This is a genomic window from Rhodococcus sp. NPDC019647, from assembly GCF_044389235.1.
Lineage (GTDB): Bacteria > Actinomycetota > Actinomycetes > Mycobacteriales > Mycobacteriaceae > Rhodococcus_F > Rhodococcus_F oxybenzonivorans.
Window position 1 is genome coordinate 50,403 of sequence record NZ_JBIRXS010000027.1, and the last position, 18,726, is coordinate 69,128.

Sequence of the window (18,726 nt, forward strand, 5' to 3'; positions counted from 1 at the left end):
TGGGTGAGGTACCGGAAGCCCAGGCTCAGGCACGCTGAGATCGGGCAGTGCTGTGCACTCCGGGCCCAGCGGAGGACCGGGAGCGTTCCGACGACACGGAATAGGTTGTGAGTAGTCATGGTGGAGCGGCGTGAGGTTTTACCGATACCCGACCGGCAGCACCTCGGACTGATCACCTATGACGCGAAAGACCCGGACACCGCTTTCCCACCGATCCAACCTCTGCTTCCACCGGAGGACGCCCCGAACGTTCTGGTGATCCTCCTCGACGACGTGGGCTTCGGCGCCGCCAGCGCCTTCGGCGGCCCGGCACACACCCCGACCGCGGAGCGACTGCAACGGGGCGGCCTCACCTACAACCGCTTCCACACCACCGCCCTCTGCGCACCGACCCGAGCCGCGCTGCTCAGCGGCCGCAACCACCACTCGGTGGGGATGGGCATGATCACCGAAACCGCGACCTCGGCGCCGGGCTCGTCCGGGCTGCGGCCGAACACCAAGGCCGCACTGCCGATGACCCTGAAACTCAACGGTTACTCGACCGCCCAGTTCGGGAAGTGCCACGAGGTGCCGCCGTGGCAGACGTCCCCGATCGGGCCGTTCGATGCGTGGCCGACTGGCGGCGGTGGCTTCGAGCACTTCTACGGCTTCATCGGCGGCGAGAACAACCAGTACTATCCGGCGCTGTACGAGGGCGTGGCGCCGATCGAGGTGGACAAGACACCCGAGGACGGCTACCACCTCACCGAGGATCTCGCCGACCACGCCATCGACTGGATTCGGAGCCAGAAGTCGCTGGCCCCGAACAAACCGTTCTTCGTGTACTTCGCACCCGGGGCCACGCACGCCCCGCATCACGTGCCCCCGGAGTGGGCGGACAAGTACGCCGGCCAGTTCGCTGGCGGGTGGGACGCGCAACGCGAGTCGACTCTCGAGCAGCAGAAGCGGCGCGGTGTCGTCCCCGCCGACACCGAACTCACGGCGCGCCCGGACGCTATCCCCGGGTGGGAGGAGATGGACGACGCACTCAAACCGGTGCTGGAACGCCAGATGGAGGTGTACGCGGGATTCCTCGAGCACACGGACTTTCACGTCGGCCGCGTGATCGACGCGATCGAAACGATCGGCGCCCTCGACAACACCCTCGTCTACTACATCATCGGCGACAACGGTGCCTCCGCCGAAGGAACCATCAACGGCGCATTCAACGAGATGGCGAACTTCAACGGTCTCGCCGCCATCGAGACCCCGGAGTTCATGGCCGAGGTGAAGGACAAACTCGGCACCCCGGAGGCCTACAACCACTACTCGGTGGGCTGGGCGTGGGCAATGTGTGCGCCGTTCCAATGGACCAAGCAGGTCGCCTCGCACTGGGGTGGCACCCGCAACGGCACCATCGTCCACTGGCCCGCCGGGATCCGCAGCAAGGGAGAAGTTCGGTCGCAATTCACCCATGTCGTCGACGTGGCAGCGACGGTGCTCGAGGCCGCCGGACTTCCCGAGCCCACGTTCGTCAACGGGGTGCAGCAGGCCCCGCTCGAGGGCCCGAGCATGCTGTACAGCTTCGATCAGCCGGAGGCTCCGGAACGACACGACCTGCAGTACTTCGAGATGGCCGGTAACCGTGGCATCTACTACAAGGGCTGGAGCGCGGTCACCCGGCACAGCACCCCATGGCTGCCGAACGAGGTGCTGCCCGCGCTCGATGACGACGTGTGGGAACTCTACGACGGGTCGACCGACTGGTCGCAGGCCCATGACCTCGTCGCCGAGATGCCCGACAAACTTGCTGCACTGCAACGGCTCTGGTTGATCGAAGCGGTGAAGTTCAACGTTCTTCCCATCGACGACCGCCGCTTCGAACGGCTGAACCCGACCATCGCCGGCCGACCGCAACTCGTGACGGGAACCTCGCAGGTGTTGTTCCCGGGAATGAAGCGGCTCAGTGAACACAGCGTGATCGACATCAAGAACCGGTCGTTTTCGGTAACCGCGGCGATCGAGACGCCGAAGGACGGGCCCACCAACGGTGTCATCATCGCCCAGGGCGGTCGCTTCGGCGGCTGGGCTTTCTACGTCAGGGAGGGACGAGTGGCATTCGTCTACAACCTCCTCGGCATGAGCGAATTCGTCGTCGGGGCAACGGAAGACCTCGACACCGGCAGTCGCCAGGTCCGCGCCGAGTTCGCCTACGACGGGGGCGGTCTGGCGAAGGGCGGGACCGTCACCCTCTACATCGACGGCCGCAGCGTCGGCAGTGGCCGGGTCGACCAGACGCAACCGATGGTCTTCTCAGCAGACGAGACCACCGACATCGGCAACGACTACGGTATGCCGGTGAGCACCGACTACATCGGTGCCGCCAAGTTCAACGGGCGGATCGAGGTCGTGAAGATCGACGTCGGCGAAGACGACCACTCCCACCTCGTCGACCCCGCCGAAGTCGTCCGGGTCGCGACCTCCCGCCAGTAATCGGTCCAGCCATGACCTGGGCACTCCCCGCAATCGCTGCCATTCTGCTCGCCTACGCGGCGGTCTCCGGCCGGACTGCGGGCACGCCGATCACGGCCCCGATCGTCTTCACCATCGGCGGTCTGCTCCTCGGTGCAAGCACGGTCGGGCTGATCGACGTGCATCCCGCCGCCGAGACGGTGAAACTCCTCGCGGAGGTGACGCTCGCGCTGGTGCTTTTCTCGGACGCCTCCCGGGTCGACCTGTCAGCCCTCCGTGCCGAAATCGCCCTCCCCGCGCGTCTGCTCGGTATCGGCCTGCCACTGACCATCGCGGCCGGTTTCGGTGCGGCCCTTCTCTTGCTCGGTGATCTGGCGTGGCCCGAGGCGCTCTTGCTCGCGGTGATCCTCGCGCCGACCGACGCTGCTCTCGGCCAGGCCGTGGTCACCCTGCCGATCCTGCCGTCCCGAATACGGCAGGGTTTGAACGTCGAGAGCGGGCTCAACGACGGAATCTGCGTGCCGCTGTTCTTGATCGTGCTGGCGATCGCGCAGGCCGAGGCAGGGGCGATCGGCGGCGGCGCCGCGGCCCGGTTGGTCGCCGAGCAGATCGGTTACGGCATCATCGCGGGAATCGGTGCCGGGGCGATCGCGGCGGCGATCCTGGTGATAGCCGGCCGCCACCGCACGATCGACCCGTTGTGGGCTCAGACCGTCCCCTTGACGGCGGCCCTGCTCGCCTACACCGTCGCCGTGCCGTTGGGCGGTTCCGGTTTCATCGCTGCGTTTGTCGGCGGACTCACCTTCAACGCCATCCGCCACCGCGCCGAGGTCAACCGCGGCGACGGCGAGAGCAGTGACGGTGCCGACCTTCTCGACGAGGCCGGTGACCTGTTCAACGCGATCACCTTCATCGTTTTCGGTGCCGTGCTGCTCGGCCCCGCTCTCGGCAATCTGTCGTGGGCCGTGCTCGGCTACGCGGTCGTGAGTCTGACCGTCGTCCGGATGGTTCCCGTCGCGCTGTCGCTGGTCGGGACACGTCCGCGCGCCCCCACCGTCGCCTTCCTCGGATGGTTCGGGCCGCGCGGACTCGCGACCATCGTCTTCGTCATCCTCATCTTCGAAGAATCCGGCGAGCTGCCCCACGAGGAATTACTGCTGACCACCGCCGTCATCGCCATCGGACTTTCGGTACTCGCCCACGGACTCACTGCCGCGCCGCTGGCCGATCGCTATGCCACATGGTTCCGTCGCCACCCCCGAGGTGAGGGCCTCATGGCATCAGATCCTGGTCGATGACATGGCCGCACCGACTGGTCACCCACCGCCGAGGCCGACCACGGCGATCATCAGGGGCAGGAAGACAATGATCAGAATCGCACCGACGATGTCGAAGGTGATTCCGCTTCGGATCATCGTGGTAATTCGGACGGCTCCGGAGCCGTAGACCACGGCGTTCTGCGGCGTCGAGACCGGCAGCATGAATCCGAACGATGCGGCGAATGTGGCCGCGAGCGCAGGCACGAAGGGGTTGACCCCGGCCGCCAACGCCACCGGGATCACGATCGGCACCACGACCGCCGCCGACGCCGTGTTGCTCGTCGTCTCCGATACGGCGATGGCCAGCAGCACCGCGAACACGGTGATGGCGACGACGCTGGTCAGGCCTAGCGACTCCGCGACGGATGTGCCGATCGTCTCGGCAAGTCCGGTGTCGGCGAGCAGTGAGCCGAAAATGATGCCGCTACCGAACAGCACGATCGTGCCCCAGTCGATTTCTGCTGCGTCCCGCCAGGTCAGCGTGAACTCGCGTTTCTCCCAATCTGTCGGCAGCAGATAGAGCAACGCCGCTCCGAAGACCGCGACCATGCCCTCGTCGAGTCGGTCGCTGATCGTGCCGTAGAGGTCCGAGTCGTTGCCGGCGATCACCGCGACGACACCGGGCAGGATCCACAGCGTCACCGTGACTCCGAACGCGATGAGCGTGTTCTTCTCGGCACGCGACAACGGACCCATTTCTGCACGCTGCTCCGCCAGGTAGTCGGCGACGCCTTCGATGCGCCGGATCTCCGGTTTGTTGATGCGCAGCAGGATGATGGCGAGCGCGATGAACATCAGCAGGCAGATCGGGATGGCCATCACCATCCACTGCCCGAAGCTGATCCGCTCCCCGGTGGCCTCCTCGATGAGCCCGCGTCCGATCAGGTTGGGTGGGCTTCCGACCGGTGTCAGCAGCCCGCCCACGCTGGCGCTGTATGCGAGCATCAGCATGATCGCGGCACCCACCCGGACCCGCAGGGGGTCGAAGTCCTCGGCGACGACGCCGCGGCGCTGCATGAGCTTCGCGATGACGCCGAGGATCCCCAGGGCGGTGGGCAGCAGCATGGCCACGGTTGCGGTGTTGGATACGAACGCCGAGAGTCCGCACGTGATCGCACCGAACGCGACGATCACACCGGTGGTGGACTGGCCGACACGCGGCAGGGTCAGGATCCGAAACGCGAATCGCCGTGCGACGCCGTGTTTGAGCATCGCCTGGGCAAGGATGAACGCTCCGACGAACGTGAAGATCGTCGACGAGCCGAACGCGGCGAGCACCTCGTCGGCCGGCGCCACGCCCAGAAACACCACGATCGCCACCCCGAGCAGCCCGCCGATCGGGATCGGCACCGCCTCGGTCACCCACAACACGATGACGCCGAGCAGCACGCCTGCCAACGTCTGCTGGTTGGGCGGTATGTCAATCGGCAGGGCGAGGAAGACGATCGTGATCAGTGGCGCCAGAAAGAGCCCGATCGTGCGGCGGCCCTTCTCGAATCGCTCCTCGGCGGGTGAGAGCTGCTGTTCGCCGAGACTGCGATACGTGGTGTGCCCGAGCAACGCCTTGTCGACGTCGGTGCGATTGCCCTGGTTCTCGGTTGTCATGGTCCCTCCCCGGCACCGATCGGTACGGAAGTAGTACCCGTGAACGAGCGTGATAGTCGTGTCACGACCTGTTAACTCGGCACGACCGAGGCCTGCGACCAGTGTTGGGACCCGACCCGTCCTGGGACGACTCGGGTCCGGTCAACCGGCGGAGCCACCCGCGTAAGAAGCGCGCCGGCACCTTCGAGTCCGCGTCGGGGTCGTCCAGACACCGTGGGCGGTAGCAGAATCGGATTTGGTGATATTGCTCAGCTCAGCGCCTTCGCTTTGAGAGTGTCGTACTCGGCCTGGTTGATGGTGCCCGCGTCGAGGAGTGCTTTCGCGTCGGCGATCTGCTCGGCAGCCGACTTGCCGGCCACCTCCCTGATGTAACGGTCGGTTGCCTGCCTCGCCGAGTTGTGTGCCTCGAGCTGCCTTTCCGCGATCCCACGACCGCGGGCGATGAGATACACGAACGCAGTGATGTACGGCAGCACGATCAGAAAAATGATCCAGAGTGTTTTGGTGAACCCGGACATAGCGCGATCGCGGAACAGGTCACCGAAAATCTGGAACAGAATCATCAGGTAAGCGACGAACGCGAACACGACCACCGTGTACCACAGGAAGTCCCAGAATGAGTCCATCATGAGTTAGCTCCTTCGCGCTTATGGACTGCGCTCGTGTGCAGCCCGAAACGTGCACCACTTACCTGGTCAGCATCGTCCTTCGCGCCCGCGATTGTGCGTAGTTCCGCATAACGGGCAGCACGACGCACGCCGACATCGGGTTGCTCCTGCGACCGCACCGTGGTGTGCTTCTGCTCGTGGAAGGGAGACGATGAGATGGCCGTGACTTTCGTCTTGTTGCCCGGCGCCGGATCCGACTCGTGGTACTGGCACCGAGTCGTGCCCATTCTGACGGGCAATGGGCACGCCGCCATCACCGTCGACCTGCCGTACAGCGACGAGAGCGCAGGTCAATACGAGTTCGCCGACGTCGTCGTCAAGGCGTTCCGCGACGTCGAGGGTCCCGTCGTGCTCGTCGCACAGTCGATGTCGGCGTTCACCGCGGCGATCGTGTGTGAACGAACCGACGTCGACGTCGATCTGCTGGTCCTGGTAGCTCCGATGCTTCCGGCGCCCGGGGAGTCGGCGGGCGAGTGGTGGGCGAATACCGGGCAGTCCGCGGCGCAGCGTGCGTTCGCGGTCAGCGAGGGACGTGACCCGGCCGCCACCAACGATCTGCGGGAACTGTTCTTCCACGATGTGCCGGAAGAGCTCATCGAGGAAGCGTTCCAGGCCGAAGAGGTCGCCATGTCGGACACTCCGTTCGAGACGGTATGGCGGGCGGAGGAGTGGCCGCACGTGAAGACCCGTGTGATCGCGGGCAGTCGAGACCGCCTCTTCCCTGTCGACTTCATGAAACGGATCGTGCGGGAGCGTCTGGGCATTGCACCCGACGTGATCGATGCGGGACACCTGATCGCCTTGGCCCGCCCCCGGGAACTGGCCGCGGCGCTCGAGGGCTACGTCGAGGGCCTCTGATAATCACGGTGGCCGTCGCCGAGCGCTGACCCCTGAACCGCGGTTAGTCTGCCGAGAACGGCGCAATCCGTTCCCGAGGTCCGAACACATGGAGGTGCGAGACACGATGTCGTTGTCGGTATCAGGCGAGTTCGAGATCGAAGCAACCCCCGAACAGGTCATGCGTGCCCTTGTCGATGTGGAGCGGATCCCCGAGTGGTCGGCGGTGCACAAGGAAGTCGTCGTGGAGTCGCGGTTCGAGGACGGACGACCGCGGACCGTGCGGATGACACTCTCGGTGCTCGGTGTCTCGGACACCCAGTTGGCCGAGCACAAGTGGATCGACGACGAGCAGATGTCCTGGGTTCTCGTCGAGAGCGACAAGCAGCGGAGTCAGGAAGGCGAGTACCGCCTCACGCCCACGTCGCGCGGCACCTCTGTGCGGGTCACGATGTCGGTCGACCCGAAGATCCGGTTGCCCCAGGCGGTGCTGAGGCAGGGGCAGAAGCAGGCGATCCGGACCATCCGCAAGGGTCTGACGAAGTTCGTCGTCGACAACTACGTGTGATCAGCACGAGCGTGAGCGAGGGGACAGATGGCGGTCGAGGACAATCCCACACGCCTGGGGCGGTTGTCGGCACGACTTGCCGGAATTCGTGACGGCACCGACGACGACACGTTGTCGGCCGGCTTCCTGCTCGTGGCCACTGTTCTGGCGTTGGCGTGGGCGAACATCGGGACCACGTACGAGTCGTTCTGGCACACGCCGATCACCATTCAGGTCGGGGATTTCGGAATCAGTCTCGACCTGAAGCACTGGGTCAACGACGCATTGATGACGCTGTTCTTCTTCGTTGTCGGTCTCGAAGTGAAGCGGGAACTCACTATCGGCGAGCTCACCGACAGAGCGCGGGCCGCAGTGCCTCTGGTCGCCGCCATCGCCGGTCTGGCCTTGCCGGCTGCGCTGTTCCTCGCCCTCAACCCGAGCGGCGACGAGGCCGCCGCGTGGGGTGTGGTGGTGTCGACGGACACGGCGTTCGTGCTGGGTGCGCTGGCGCTCGTCGGACCGAGGTGCCCTGCGCGACTCCGCGTGTTCATCCTCACCCTTGCGGTCGCCGACGACATCGGCGCACTCGCCATCATCGCCTTCTTCTACACCGACAATCTGCGGCTCGGTCCGTTGGTGCTCGGTGCGGTGGGCCTACTGCTGATCATGCAGTTGCGTCGACTGGAGGTGTGGCGTGGAGTCGCCTACTTCATCGTCGCGGCCGGTACGTGGGTGGCCTTCTACGAATCCGGTGTCCATCCCACGCTCGTGGGCGTGTTGATCGCCCTGATCCTTCCCGTGTATCCGCCCAGGCGCCGCGAGGTGGAGCGGGCGGGCGAACTCACTCGCGCGTTTCGGCAATCACCGAACTCCGAGTACGCCCGGGCGGCACAGCTCGGTGTCCTGCGGGCTGTGTCCGTTAACGAGCGGCTCCTGCGGTTCTATCAGCCGTACACCGCTTTCCTCGTGGTGCCGATTTTTGCGCTCGCCAATGCCGGCGTGGTCGTCACCGGGCAGACCCTCGCCGACGCTGTGAGGTCGCCGCTGGCCTGGGGCATTGTGCTCGGCCTCGTGGTCGGCAAGTTCGTCGGCATCACCGCCTCCACCGCACTCTTCTCGAGAATGCGGCCGGGCAGCCTGCCACCCGGACTCAACTTGTCCCAGATCAGCGGCGGCAGCGCGCTGGCGGGCATCGGCTTCACGATCTCACTGTTCATCGTCGACCTCGCCATCGAATCGCCTGTCCTGGCGAACGATGCCCGCGTCGGCGTCCTGACGGCAGCGGTGATCGCCACCGTCCTCGGCTGGGCGCTGTTCCGGTTCTCGGACTGGCGCACGCCGCCGACCGAGGCGATCGGAACCACCCTTCTGCGGCCGGTGCAGCCGGGGCGTGATCACCTACGGGGACCGGTAGACGCACCGCTCACCTTGGTGGAGTACGGCGACTTCGAGTGCCCGTTCTGCACCAAGGCCACCGGCAGTATCCGTGACGTGCGCGCGCATTTCGGTGATGCGCTGCGCTACGTGTTCCGGCATCTGCCTCTCGACGAGGTGCATCCGCATGCGCGTTTCGCTGCCCATGCCGCGGAGGCGGCCGACCGGCAGGGCCGGTTCTGGGAGATGCACGATCACCTGTTCGCCAACAGTGATGCCCTCGATGAGGACGAAATATTTGGGTACGCGGCGGAACTGGGCTTGGATATGGAACGGTTCGAGGAGGAATTGCGCACCGGGGAGTACCTCCACCGCGTCGACGACGACGAACTCGACGCCCAGACCAGTGACTTCCGGCAGACACCGACGTTCTATCTCGGAGCCACGGGCACCGACCTCACCCGGCACACCGGACCTTTCGACGCAGCGACGCTTATTCGCCGGCTCGAAGAGGCACGGGACGCGCAAGGCGACTGATCTCAGTTTCCCCCGCGCCCGTTCTGCTTGTCCTTCTCCTTGTCCTTGTTATTGCCGTTCCCGCCGTTGTTTCCATTCCCATTCCCACTGTTGCCGTTCGGGTTCGGCGGTTCGGGGTTCTGTACCGGTGGGACAGGAACGGGAACGCCGACCGACACAGGTGGTGCAACCGGAAGTTCTTCGGTAACGGTCGGCGTCGGCATGGGTGTAGGAGCCTGACTCGACGTTGCCGGTGCCACAGCGGGACTTCCGCCACCGTCGTTATCGCGCGAGGCGATCGCCAGGGCGCCCACGATCACTGCTACCACGACAGCGGCGATCGCTGCCAGGATCAGCCCCGTCTTCCGTGTCCGACGCGGATCGGCCGGGGCGAGTGGAGCCGCGGACAGGGTGGCGGGCGCGAACGCCATGGTTCGAGGCGGCGCGCCCATCGGAGGGGGTGCCGGTACCGGCCCCGCACTGCCCAGAATTGCGTTGCGCATGGCCGCGGCGTCACCGAACCGATGCGCCGGATCGTGCGCCATCGCCTTCTCGACGGTGGACGCCAACTGGGGGTCGACGTCGGGTCGCACGTCGGTCAGCGGGGGAGCGCCCCCTGCCAGGATCGCGCGGGCCAGCGACAGAATGTTCTCGCCGACGAACGGGCGGCGTCCTGCGAGAGCCTCGTAGCCGACAACACCCACCGCATAGAGGTCGTCGGCGACGGTTGCCGGTTTCTCGGCGATGCGACCCGGGCTCAGGTAGGCGACGGTGCCCAGCACTTGACCCGATGTGGTGTGGCTGCTGTCTGCGCTCTTCGCGATGCCGAAGTCGGCGACCTTCACAACACCCGTGCTACTGAACAGCACGTTTGCCGGTTTGATGTCGCGGTGCAAGATCCCACAGTCGTGGGCAGCGCCGACGGCGGCGAGTATGTCGGCGAGAATTGCGCGGGCTCGGGCCTCCGGGAGTGGTCCGCGGGCGATGTCGTCGGCGAGGGTGTTCCCGGGGAGTCGTTCCATCACGATGTACGGAACGCCGCCGTCCTCGCCGCAGTCGTGAACAGCCACCACGTTCGGGTGGTTCAGCGTGGCGGCCACCCGGGCCTCCACCTCGAACCGTCGCCGGATATCGGGAATGGACGCGTACTCGGGACGCAGCACCTTGACGGCGACGGGCCGTCCGAGCCGCAGATCCCAGCCGTCGTGGACATCGGCCATCCCACCTCGGCCCAGCACAGCACGCAGCTCGTATCGAGCTGCGAGAGCCTGGGGCACTGACATAGCTTCAACGCTAGCGCCAGCAGTCCCCGCGCGGCCAATGGAGCCATTGACACGCTGTTCCTCACAGTAAGGCCACCACACCGTCTTCGGTCCTGATCTCGACGGCGGGTACATTCACAGATGAGTTGATGTTGTGACGACGTTCACATGCCGGGCTGCGCGTTGCTGCACCGTCGAAACGCCGTCGCAGCGTGAACTCGACGGAGACTGTGGACGGTGAGAGGGTCGAGGACGGACGGGTGGAGACACGGCAGGACGACGCCGCCCTGAAACGCGAGCTGGTTTCGGCTGGTTTCACGGAGGCCTACGAGATCGGTCGCGGCGGTTTCGGGGTGGTCTATCGGTGTTTGCAGCCCTCTTTGGACCGCACGGTGGCGGTCAAAGTTCTCACCCGCGCGCTCGACGACGAGAATCGGACGCGATTCTTCCGAGAGCAGCGTGCCATGGGTCGCTTGACCGGCCACCCGAACATTGTCAATGTCCTTCAAGTCGGTTCCACGACGAGCGGCCACCCGTTCATCGTGATGCCGTACCACCCTTTGGACTCACTCGATACGCTGATCCGGCAGGATGGTCCCCTCGGCCCGGACCAGGTGTTGCGGCTGGGCGTCCGCATCGCCGGTGCCGTCGAGACGGCGCATCGACTCGGCATTCTGCACCGCGACATCAAACCGGGCAATATCTTGCTCTCGAGTTACGGCGAGCCAGCCCTCACTGACTTCGGAATCGCGCACATCGCCGGCGGGTTCGAGACTTCCAAGGACATGATCACCGCTTCACCGGCGTTCACAGCTCCCGAAATACTGAAGGGCGATGCGCCGACGCCCGCCTCGGACGTCTACAGCATCGGCGCCACCCTCTTCTGCGCTTTGACCGGTCACGCGGCGTTCGAACGTCGGTCCGGGGAGCAGGTCGTGGCGCAATTCGTGCGTATCACGAGGCACGCCATCCCCAACCTGCGTGACAACGGCATCCCCGACGACATTGCCGCAGCGATCGAACATGCGATGGCGCGCGATCCCGGCGACCGTCCCAGCACTGCCGTCGAGTTCGGCGACGAACTCCGCGCGCTCCAGGCGCGGAACGGCCTCGAAGTGGATGACATGGCGCTTCTCATGGAACAGCCAGTGGCTCCGCTCGGTCGACGAGAGGCCGTCTCGACGAGTTCCACCGACGAGCACTCGGGTCGCCGTGCCGCACTCCAGAGTCGCACGGGAAATCTACCCTTGGAGGTGACCAGCTTCATCGGGCGTCAGGACGAACTGTCCCACGCGAGAGGCATGTTCCGCACTGCGCGCTTGGTGACGTTGACGGGAATCGGAGGTGTCGGGAAGACTCGTCTGGCGTTGCGACTCGCTGCCGACCTGCGCGACGAGTTTCCCCATGGCGTATGGCTGGCAGCGTTCGGCGAAGTCATGGACGAGTCGGTTCTCATCGACGTGATCGCGAGAGCCCTCGGCCTGCGCACCGGACATACGGATCCGATGGACGAGGTAGTTGGGTTCCTGATCGATCGGAAGTTGTTGATCGTGCTCGATAACTGTGAGCACGTCATCGCACCGGTCGCTCGATTTGCTGAGACGGTCCTTCGAACATGTCCGGACGTCTCGATCGTGACGACGTCCCGCGAGCCGTTGAACATCCCCGGTGAATCTGTCTTGCGGGTGCCGTCCTTGAGAACACCGGACGCCGATCACGAGCCCGCGTTGATGGCCTCCCCCAATTACGACGCGATTGCGTTGTTCGAGGAACGCGCCGCAGCGGCGGTGCCGGGATTCGAACTCTCCGATGACAATATCGACACCGTCGTTCGCATCTGCCGTCAACTCGACGGTCTGCCGCTACCCATCGAATTGGCGGCAGCGCAGTTACGGGCGATGTCGCTCGGCCAAATCGCCCAGCGGCTGAACGACCGATACAAGCTACTTACCCATGGAAGCCGTTCTGCGCCACCTCGTCAACGCACTCTTCTTCTCTGTGTCGAGTGGAGTTACGACCTGTGCACGCCGCTGGAACGGCAGATATGGATCAATCTGTCTGTGTTCGTGGGCCACTTCGAACTCGATGCTGCAGAGAGTATGTGCGAGGACGTCGATCGAGACGACCTGCTCGAGGGAATTTTCTCCTTGGTCGACAAGTCGATTCTCGTCCGGCAGGAGTATGGCAGTGCGGTGGGATTCCGAATGTTGGAGACGATCCGTGAATTCGGACGAGTCAAAGCAAACGCTTCGGGAGACTGGGCGCTACTGCGGCGTCGTCACCATGATTGGTATCGGCAATTCGTGCAAGATGCCAAGCGCGACTGGATCAGTGTCCGTCAACTCGAGTGGATCGCCCGACTGTCCCGAGAGCAGTCGAACCTCCGTGAGGCTATGGAATTCGCGATAGTCGAGCCGGGGGAATCAGAGGAAGGTTCCGCACTCGAGATTGCTGCGGCGCTGTTCCCTTTCTGGCTGTCCCGCAACCTGCTCAGCGAGGGGAGGTATTGGCTGGATCGTGCCCTGGGAACGCGCTCCGTGCGAAATTCGACAGATCGGGTCAAGGCCATCTACGCCGACAGCGTGCTCGCTGGTATGCAGGGTGATCTGTCCGCCGGATGGGATCTGATTGCCCAGGGCGAGGCGCTGCTGGCCGAGATGACGGACCCGGTCAGCGACGCCCGTATAGCCCACGCCAAGGGTATTCTCGCGCTGTACAGCGGCAATGTGCTGGAGGCAGCGGAAAGACTCGAAGAAGCGCTCCAAGTCTTTACCGCCGACGGTGAAGTCGCGGTACGCGTCTGGATCCTGATGATGCTGGGAGTGGCGTACGAGCTGGGCGGCAACACCGAACGCGCACTCGCTTGTCATCACGAAGTACTCGCAGTGACCGAATCACGTGGTGAGTCGGTGTATCGGTCGTATTCGCTGTGGGGCATCGGCGTAGCGGAATTCAGGCAGGGGAACCCTGTCCGCGCAGCACAGTATATGGACGAGTGCCTGCGGTTGTGTCGTCTGATCGACGAGCCTCTCGTGGCCGCCGTCAGTCTGGAGGTCCTGGCGTGGATCGCCGGCCGCAACCAGGACTTCGGTCGAGCCGCCACGTTGTTGGGCGCGGCCGAGTCGTTGGGAGCGGCGGTGGGAAGCTCCCCCCTGCTCTTCCAGCAACTTCGTACCTACCACACAGAGTGCCATGATATGACCCGCACGAGTCTCGGGGACAAAGAGTTTCGTGTACGACACCGCAAGGGCCTACGGCTGGGCCCGCAAGAAGCCATAACCTTCGCCCTCGCTGATACCGATCGTGACGCTGCCCACCCGGCAAGGACCGAATCGAGTGGCCTGGACGCGTCCGGCCGGCGGCGAGACTAACAAAGATATGGTCGGAGAAATCCAGGACCGCTCGCCCGGCCGACCCGTCAGCCGTACATTCCCCAGCTCAGTGCCTGGTTCATCACCTTGGGATGCTTCCGCTCGAAGAAGGCGCGAGTCTCCTTCATGTGCTCACCCATAGCATCCCGTGCACGATCACTGTCGCCGTCTTCGATTGCTTCACAGATCTGCTCGTGGATCACCGCAACGTGCTTGCGCGAAGACGGGCTGTAGGTGACTCCCAGTCGAGCGCCGTCGATGATCCAGTCGAGTGAGTTGAGGAAATACGAGATCAGCGGGTTTTGTGCACCTTCGGCGATCAGTTCGTGAAATCTGTGGTTCTCATAGAGAAACACGGTCTCATCGGAGATGTTCGCGCGCATGGCGTCGACGGACTGGCGTAATCCGTCGACGACCCGATCCTCACCGTTCTGCGCACACAAGGCAGCGGCGATCGGCTCGATGTACTCACGCGTCTCCAACACGGATCGAAACGGTGTATCCGAGAACTGCATCAAAAGGGCGAGCGTGCTCGCCAGGTGCCGCGAGTCCGGCAATCCCACGGTGGGTCCGCCCCCGCGGCCGGGTCGGATCACGATCACGCCCTGCAGTTCCAGTATGCGAAGAGCCTCGCGAAGGGTGCTTCTTCCCACCCCGAAAGACTCATGCATGTCGGCTTCGACAGGGAGAGCGTCCCCGAACTTCAGGCCTTCCTCTTGGATCATCCGCACTATGCGTTGAGCGATCATCTCGGCGCGTTTCGGCGGCATCTCCGGCGGGCGTGTCAACGGTGTGACGTCCCGTGAGCGTGGCAGAATCTGGGTGGTTTCGCCGGTGGCAGCTGGGCGACCGTTGCGTGCGCGACTACCGACCGTAGTCGACTTGGTCGCCTTGTTTCCTGGCATATGTTCATCATACATTTCCGCTCCCCAGGTGCGTGTTCGTGCCGTCGTGCGTCGACCGGCGCGGCCTGGGAGTTGACCGGACAGGATCGGGCGCAGTAAACATGTATATGTTATGCACTGAACCTATTCGAGCTAGAGGCGCTGGTTGTCTCGAAGGGAGTCGGTATGCCGACTTATCGGCCGCATCCGCCGCAATCTGGCCGTGCCTGGGACGTTGCCGACGTCAAGGTGTTACAGCCGACGCTCCTGTCGGGAACTCACGCCGTGGTAACGGGTGCCGGCAGCGGCATCGGACAGGTGATCAGCGTTCGCTTGGCCGAGCTCGGTGCCACGGTGACGGGAATAGGTCGCACCGAAGCTGCGCTGCAGCAGACGGCTGAGCTGGTCTCGCGCACCGAAGGCACCTTCCGATGGGTCTCTGCCGACGTTCGAGACTGCGAGCAGGTGCGGTCGGTCATATCGGAATCCTCGACCGAGCTCGGCATGGATCTTCTCGTCAATAACGCGGGCGGACAGTTCTACGCCGCAGCGGCGGAGATCTCCGACAACGGATTCAGGTCCGTGGTCGATCTCAATCTCAATGCTGTCTTCACCGTCATCTCGGCGGCAAAACCCTTCCTCGCCCGGCGCGGCGGCAGCATCGTCACTATCTCTCTGTCCGGGGTCGAGCGGGGCAGTGTCGGTCTCGCGCATTCGCTTGCGGCCCGCGCGGGAGTGCTGGCCATGACGAAGACTCTTGCACTCGAGTGGGCGCACCTGGGAATTCGCGCCAACTGCGTGGCACCTGGGGTGGTGATCTCGGACTCGTTGCCCGAAGGGATTGCGTCGTCGCTGCGCGATCGCGTCGTCCCTGAGTCCGTGCCGGCGGGGAGGCCCACTCCCACCGAGGACGTTGCCGAACTCGTCGCGTTCATCGCGACACCGGCAGGGCGGATGATTACCGGCCAACTGTTACAGATCGACGGTGCCGCTCATCTCGGGCGGGGTTTGCACATGGTCGAGGATTGGCCCCCGATGGAAGAAAACGACAAGTACGGTCGCTGACATCCTGGACTGAACCGGCAGGTCGCTGTGTCAGCGTAAGTCGGACGTGGAAACAACCGGCCGTGCCGACGCGAGAGTCGGCGCAGCCGGTTGTCGGCGCTGCTCATACCGCGATGTCGAGCACTCCAGTCAGTGGGCGTCCTTCGACGATCAAGTTCCAAGCCTCATCCCGTCCAGCCGCGACTGCGGTCTGGGTGAGCAGTTGGTCCCACTGCCCTACGGATCCGAACTCCGACCGCCAGGAAAGCACAGGCCGGGTGTACCGATGGAGCTCGTGCTCACGAGTAGTGCCGATGGCACCGTGGACTTGATGAGCATTACGCACCACTGTCGACGCGGCATGACCGGCGCAAGATTTAGCCACCGCTACAGCGAATGACGCGCCCGGTGCGTCCCACCCGTCTCGCTCGATCGCGGCAACCGCCGCATCGGCCGCCGAGCGCGCGAGCGCGGTCTCGGCGGCTACTCCGGTGACCAGTCGCTGCACAGCCTGGAACTTGGACAGTTGCCGGCCGAACTGTGCGCGGCTGGAGACGTGGTCGATGCACAGCTCGACGATCCGTTCCATGGCTCCGCATACCTGCAGTGTGCGGGCGAGGGCCCCGCGGAGCACGAAGATCTCGGCCACACCGTCTGGTACCGATGTCCACTGGGCAGTCTCGACGTCGACCCTCACCCTGTCGCGTGGTTCGCCGGCGAGATTCTGCGAGGGTGTGAGAGTGGTGTCGGCGCGTGCTACCTCCGCAACCGCCCATGATGCTCCGGTGCGACGAAGGACAACCATGAAGTCGGCGTCACGCGCCCAGGGCACCACGCTCGATACGGCCGAATCCCCGAGCAAGAATGCCGTACGCAGACCGCCGTCCATGGGAAGTCCTACGGTTTCCAGGAGCCACCCCGACAGCAGATCGTGCTCGACAAGGGGAACCGGGACAGCCGCTGCGGCTGCTGCAGAAAGCAGAGCAGAGGCGGCATGCCAGTCAGCACCGCTTCCGCCGTGAGTCTCGCTACCTGTGAGCCGTATCAGGCCCAGTTCGTCCAGCATGTTCCAGAGCTGGGGGTTGAACTTCGCCGACTCCGCCGAGTCGGCGGCATCATCTCGGTGCGCGGTGAACACCGACTCCATCATCTCGACGAGATCAGGGTCCACCATCGTTGGCGTAGTCATCAGCGCAGTCCTAGCTCTCGGGCGACGACACTCTCGAGGATCTCGGTTGTGCCGCCCCGCAACGTGAATCCGGGCCGTTGGAGAACGGCGTGATCGACCAAAGAGCCGAAAGGCCCCTCTTCCTGTGCCGACCCGTCTCGGTTCATGTGTAGATCGGCGTAGTCCGCTATATCCCCTTCGGTCACCGTCCCCAGGAGCTTCACAGCGGCTGCGGCGCTGTCGGCACGCTCGCCCCGATGCAAGGCACCGGCCACCGCTGAGGACATGTGGTGCAACCCGGCGATCCGCGCGATCAGGCGACCGACGCCACCGTCGGCAGGGAAACGATCGGCAGCAGCTTGCTCGGCCGTCTCGGCAAGCAGCGGGAACGTGGAAAGGAAACGCTCCGGACCGCTGCGTTCGTACGCAAGCTCCGAAGTCACCTGCTGCCAGCCATCACCGACACGACCGAGGACATTCTCGTCGTGTACGAACACTTCCTCCAAGACCACCTCATTGAAATGATGACTTCCCGTCATTGAGACGATGGGGCGGACGGCGATCCCCGGCGACCGCAGATCGACGATGAATTGGCTCAGTCCCGCGTGACGTGCAGCGGGGTCTCTGGGTGCCGTCCGTGCCAGCACGAAGAATGCATCCGCGTGGTGGGCGCCTGAGGTCCACACTTTTGTGCCGGTAATCGTCCACCCACCGTCGACCCGAGTCGCCTTCGTCCGCACACTGGCGAGATCCGAACCGGAGTCCGGCTCGCTCATTCCGATCCCGAAGAAGCACTCACCGTTGGTGATGGCCGGCAGATACTGTCGCTTTTGTTCCTCGGTTCCGAACTTCAACAACGACGGCGCGATCTGGCGATCGGCGATCCAGTGGGCCGCAACTGGGGCGCCAGCTGCCAACAGTTCTTCGGTGACGACGAACCGTTCGATGTGGGATCGGCCATGGCCCCCGTACTCGGTAGGAATTGTCATGCCGATCCAGCCCCGCGCGGCCAGTCGCCGCGAAAATTCGGGATTCCACTCGGTCAGCCAGGTATCGACTCCCGGGGTGAAATCCCCGGCGTCGATACACTCGCGGACGAAGGTACGCACCTGATCTCGCAGCGGGCCGAACTCGCTCGGGTCGTCGACTACGCGAGGGACGAGTCGGTCATGACTCATGAAGGTCTCCTCCCGGAGGTAGGCCGTCCGAGGTGGTGAATCGCGCAGTTCGAGAAACTCACGACTGAACCGAACCGAGAACTTCGGCGATATTCTCGAGGCCACCCTGATACATGCCCGTGACGGCTCCAGCCAGCTCCGTTCCCTCGGACTCGTTGTCGGCCGCGAACTCTGCGGTCCACAGAATCTGGGACCCGCCATCAGCCGTGGGAACAACTGCGAACCGTGAACTGAAGGACTTCAGAACAAGCGGACCGTCGAGGTAGTCGTACACGTAGTAGTGGCCTGCGTCATCGTGCTCGGTGACACGCTCGCGCGCTTGACCGGCGCCGCCTGCGAGTTCGGCGTAGCGAACGTCGCCTTCCATCCAGGACTTCTCCACAGCGGGGAGCCAGTTCTCGATCTCGCCCGGTGCCCCGCACAGCTTCCAGATCTGCTCCGCGGAAACGCTGTAGCGCTTGCTCTCATTGATCGTCATCTTCACGCTCATTTTGTCCTCTTT

The 18,726-nt window shown here is 64.4% G+C and carries 14 protein-coding genes; 7 read left to right on the forward strand and 7 right to left on the reverse strand.

Going from position 1 to position 18,726, the window contains the following annotated elements; genetic code table 11:
• Positions 1-117 precede the first annotated feature (117 nt).
• Both ACH49N_RS31075 and ACH49N_RS31080 read left to right on the forward strand, forming a co-directional pair.
• Positions 118-2,472 (forward strand): arylsulfatase, encoded by a 2,355-nt coding sequence (locus tag ACH49N_RS31075; protein WP_358276574.1) that lies wholly within the window; start codon positions 118-120, stop codon positions 2,470-2,472.
• 11 nt (positions 2,473-2,483) lie between these two features.
• The gene (locus tag ACH49N_RS31080; RefSeq protein WP_358276573.1) at positions 2,484-3,749 is read left to right on the forward strand and encodes a cation:proton antiporter; all 1,266 of its coding nucleotides are present in this window, start codon (positions 2,484-2,486) and stop codon (positions 3,747-3,749) included.
• Between the two features lie 18 nt (positions 3,750-3,767).
• Here the strand turns inward: ACH49N_RS31080 and ACH49N_RS31085 are convergent, their stop codons facing one another.
• The gene (locus tag ACH49N_RS31085) at positions 3,768-5,375 is read right to left on the reverse strand and encodes a DASS family sodium-coupled anion symporter (RefSeq protein WP_358276572.1); all 1,608 of its coding nucleotides are present in this window, start codon (positions 5,373-5,375) and stop codon (positions 3,768-3,770) included.
• Positions 5,376-5,623: 248 nt separating this feature from the next.
• Positions 5,624-6,004 carry an SHOCT domain-containing protein gene (locus tag ACH49N_RS31090; protein ID WP_317765751.1) on the reverse strand — a complete coding sequence of 127 codons (381 nt, stop codon included), beginning with the start codon at positions 6,002-6,004 and terminating at the stop codon, positions 5,624-5,626.
• Positions 6,005-6,199: 195 nt separating this feature from the next.
• Here ACH49N_RS31090 and ACH49N_RS31095 point away from each other — a divergent pair, with 195 nt between their 5' ends.
• The 3 genes from ACH49N_RS31095 (at position 6,200) to nhaA (ending at position 9,338) form a co-directional block, all read left to right on the forward strand.
• Positions 6,200-6,901 carry an alpha/beta hydrolase gene (locus tag ACH49N_RS31095; protein ID WP_358276571.1) on the forward strand — a complete coding sequence of 234 codons (702 nt, stop codon included), beginning with the start codon at positions 6,200-6,202 and terminating at the stop codon, positions 6,899-6,901.
• Positions 6,902-7,007: 106 nt separating this feature from the next.
• Entirely contained in the window at positions 7,008-7,448 is a 441-nt protein-coding gene (locus ACH49N_RS31100) for an SRPBCC family protein (protein WP_358276614.1), read from the forward strand.
• A gap of 27 nt (positions 7,449-7,475) precedes the next feature.
• The gene (nhaA, locus tag ACH49N_RS31105; RefSeq protein WP_358276570.1) at positions 7,476-9,338 is read left to right on the forward strand and encodes a Na+/H+ antiporter NhaA; all 1,863 of its coding nucleotides are present in this window, start codon (positions 7,476-7,478) and stop codon (positions 9,336-9,338) included.
• Positions 9,339-9,340: 2 nt separating this feature from the next.
• Here the strand turns inward: nhaA and ACH49N_RS31110 are convergent, their stop codons facing one another.
• A complete protein-coding gene (locus ACH49N_RS31110) occupies positions 9,341-10,600 on the reverse strand; it encodes a serine/threonine-protein kinase (protein ID WP_358276569.1) in 1,260 nt (419 codons plus the stop codon).
• 239 nt (positions 10,601-10,839) lie between these two features.
• On the opposite strand from ACH49N_RS31110, the gene ACH49N_RS31115 reads away from it, so the two are divergent.
• Positions 10,840-13,950 carry a protein kinase gene (locus ACH49N_RS31115; protein ID WP_397504824.1) on the forward strand — a complete coding sequence of 1,037 codons (3,111 nt, stop codon included), beginning with the start codon at positions 10,840-10,842 and terminating at the stop codon, positions 13,948-13,950.
• Positions 13,951-13,997: 47 nt separating this feature from the next.
• Here the strand turns inward: ACH49N_RS31115 and ACH49N_RS31120 are convergent, their stop codons facing one another.
• Positions 13,998-14,855, reverse strand: a complete 858-nt coding sequence (locus tag ACH49N_RS31120; RefSeq protein WP_358276567.1) for a FadR/GntR family transcriptional regulator — start codon at positions 14,853-14,855, stop codon at positions 13,998-14,000.
• A gap of 165 nt (positions 14,856-15,020) precedes the next feature.
• Here ACH49N_RS31120 and ACH49N_RS31125 point away from each other — a divergent pair, with 165 nt between their 5' ends.
• Entirely contained in the window at positions 15,021-15,899 is an 879-nt protein-coding gene (locus ACH49N_RS31125; protein WP_358276566.1) for an SDR family oxidoreductase, read from the forward strand.
• Between the two features lie 103 nt (positions 15,900-16,002).
• On the opposite strand, the gene ACH49N_RS31130 is transcribed toward ACH49N_RS31125, so the two are convergent.
• From ACH49N_RS31130 to ACH49N_RS31140, 3 genes are read right to left on the reverse strand one after another with little or no spacing between them, the layout of a single operon-like run.
• Positions 16,003-17,067 carry an acyl-CoA dehydrogenase gene (locus tag ACH49N_RS31130; RefSeq protein WP_358276565.1) on the reverse strand — a complete coding sequence of 355 codons (1,065 nt, stop codon included), beginning with the start codon at positions 17,065-17,067 and terminating at the stop codon, positions 16,003-16,005.
• The gene (locus ACH49N_RS31135; protein WP_358276564.1) at positions 17,067-18,224 is read right to left on the reverse strand and encodes an acyl-CoA dehydrogenase family protein; all 1,158 of its coding nucleotides are present in this window, start codon (positions 18,222-18,224) and stop codon (positions 17,067-17,069) included. Before ACH49N_RS31135 ends, ACH49N_RS31130 begins: the two co-directional genes overlap by 1 nt.
• A 58-nt stretch (positions 18,225-18,282) precedes the next feature.
• Entirely contained in the window at positions 18,283-18,702 is a 420-nt protein-coding gene (locus ACH49N_RS31140) for an SRPBCC family protein (RefSeq protein ID WP_358276563.1), read from the reverse strand.
• Positions 18,703-18,726: the final 24 nt, after the last annotated feature.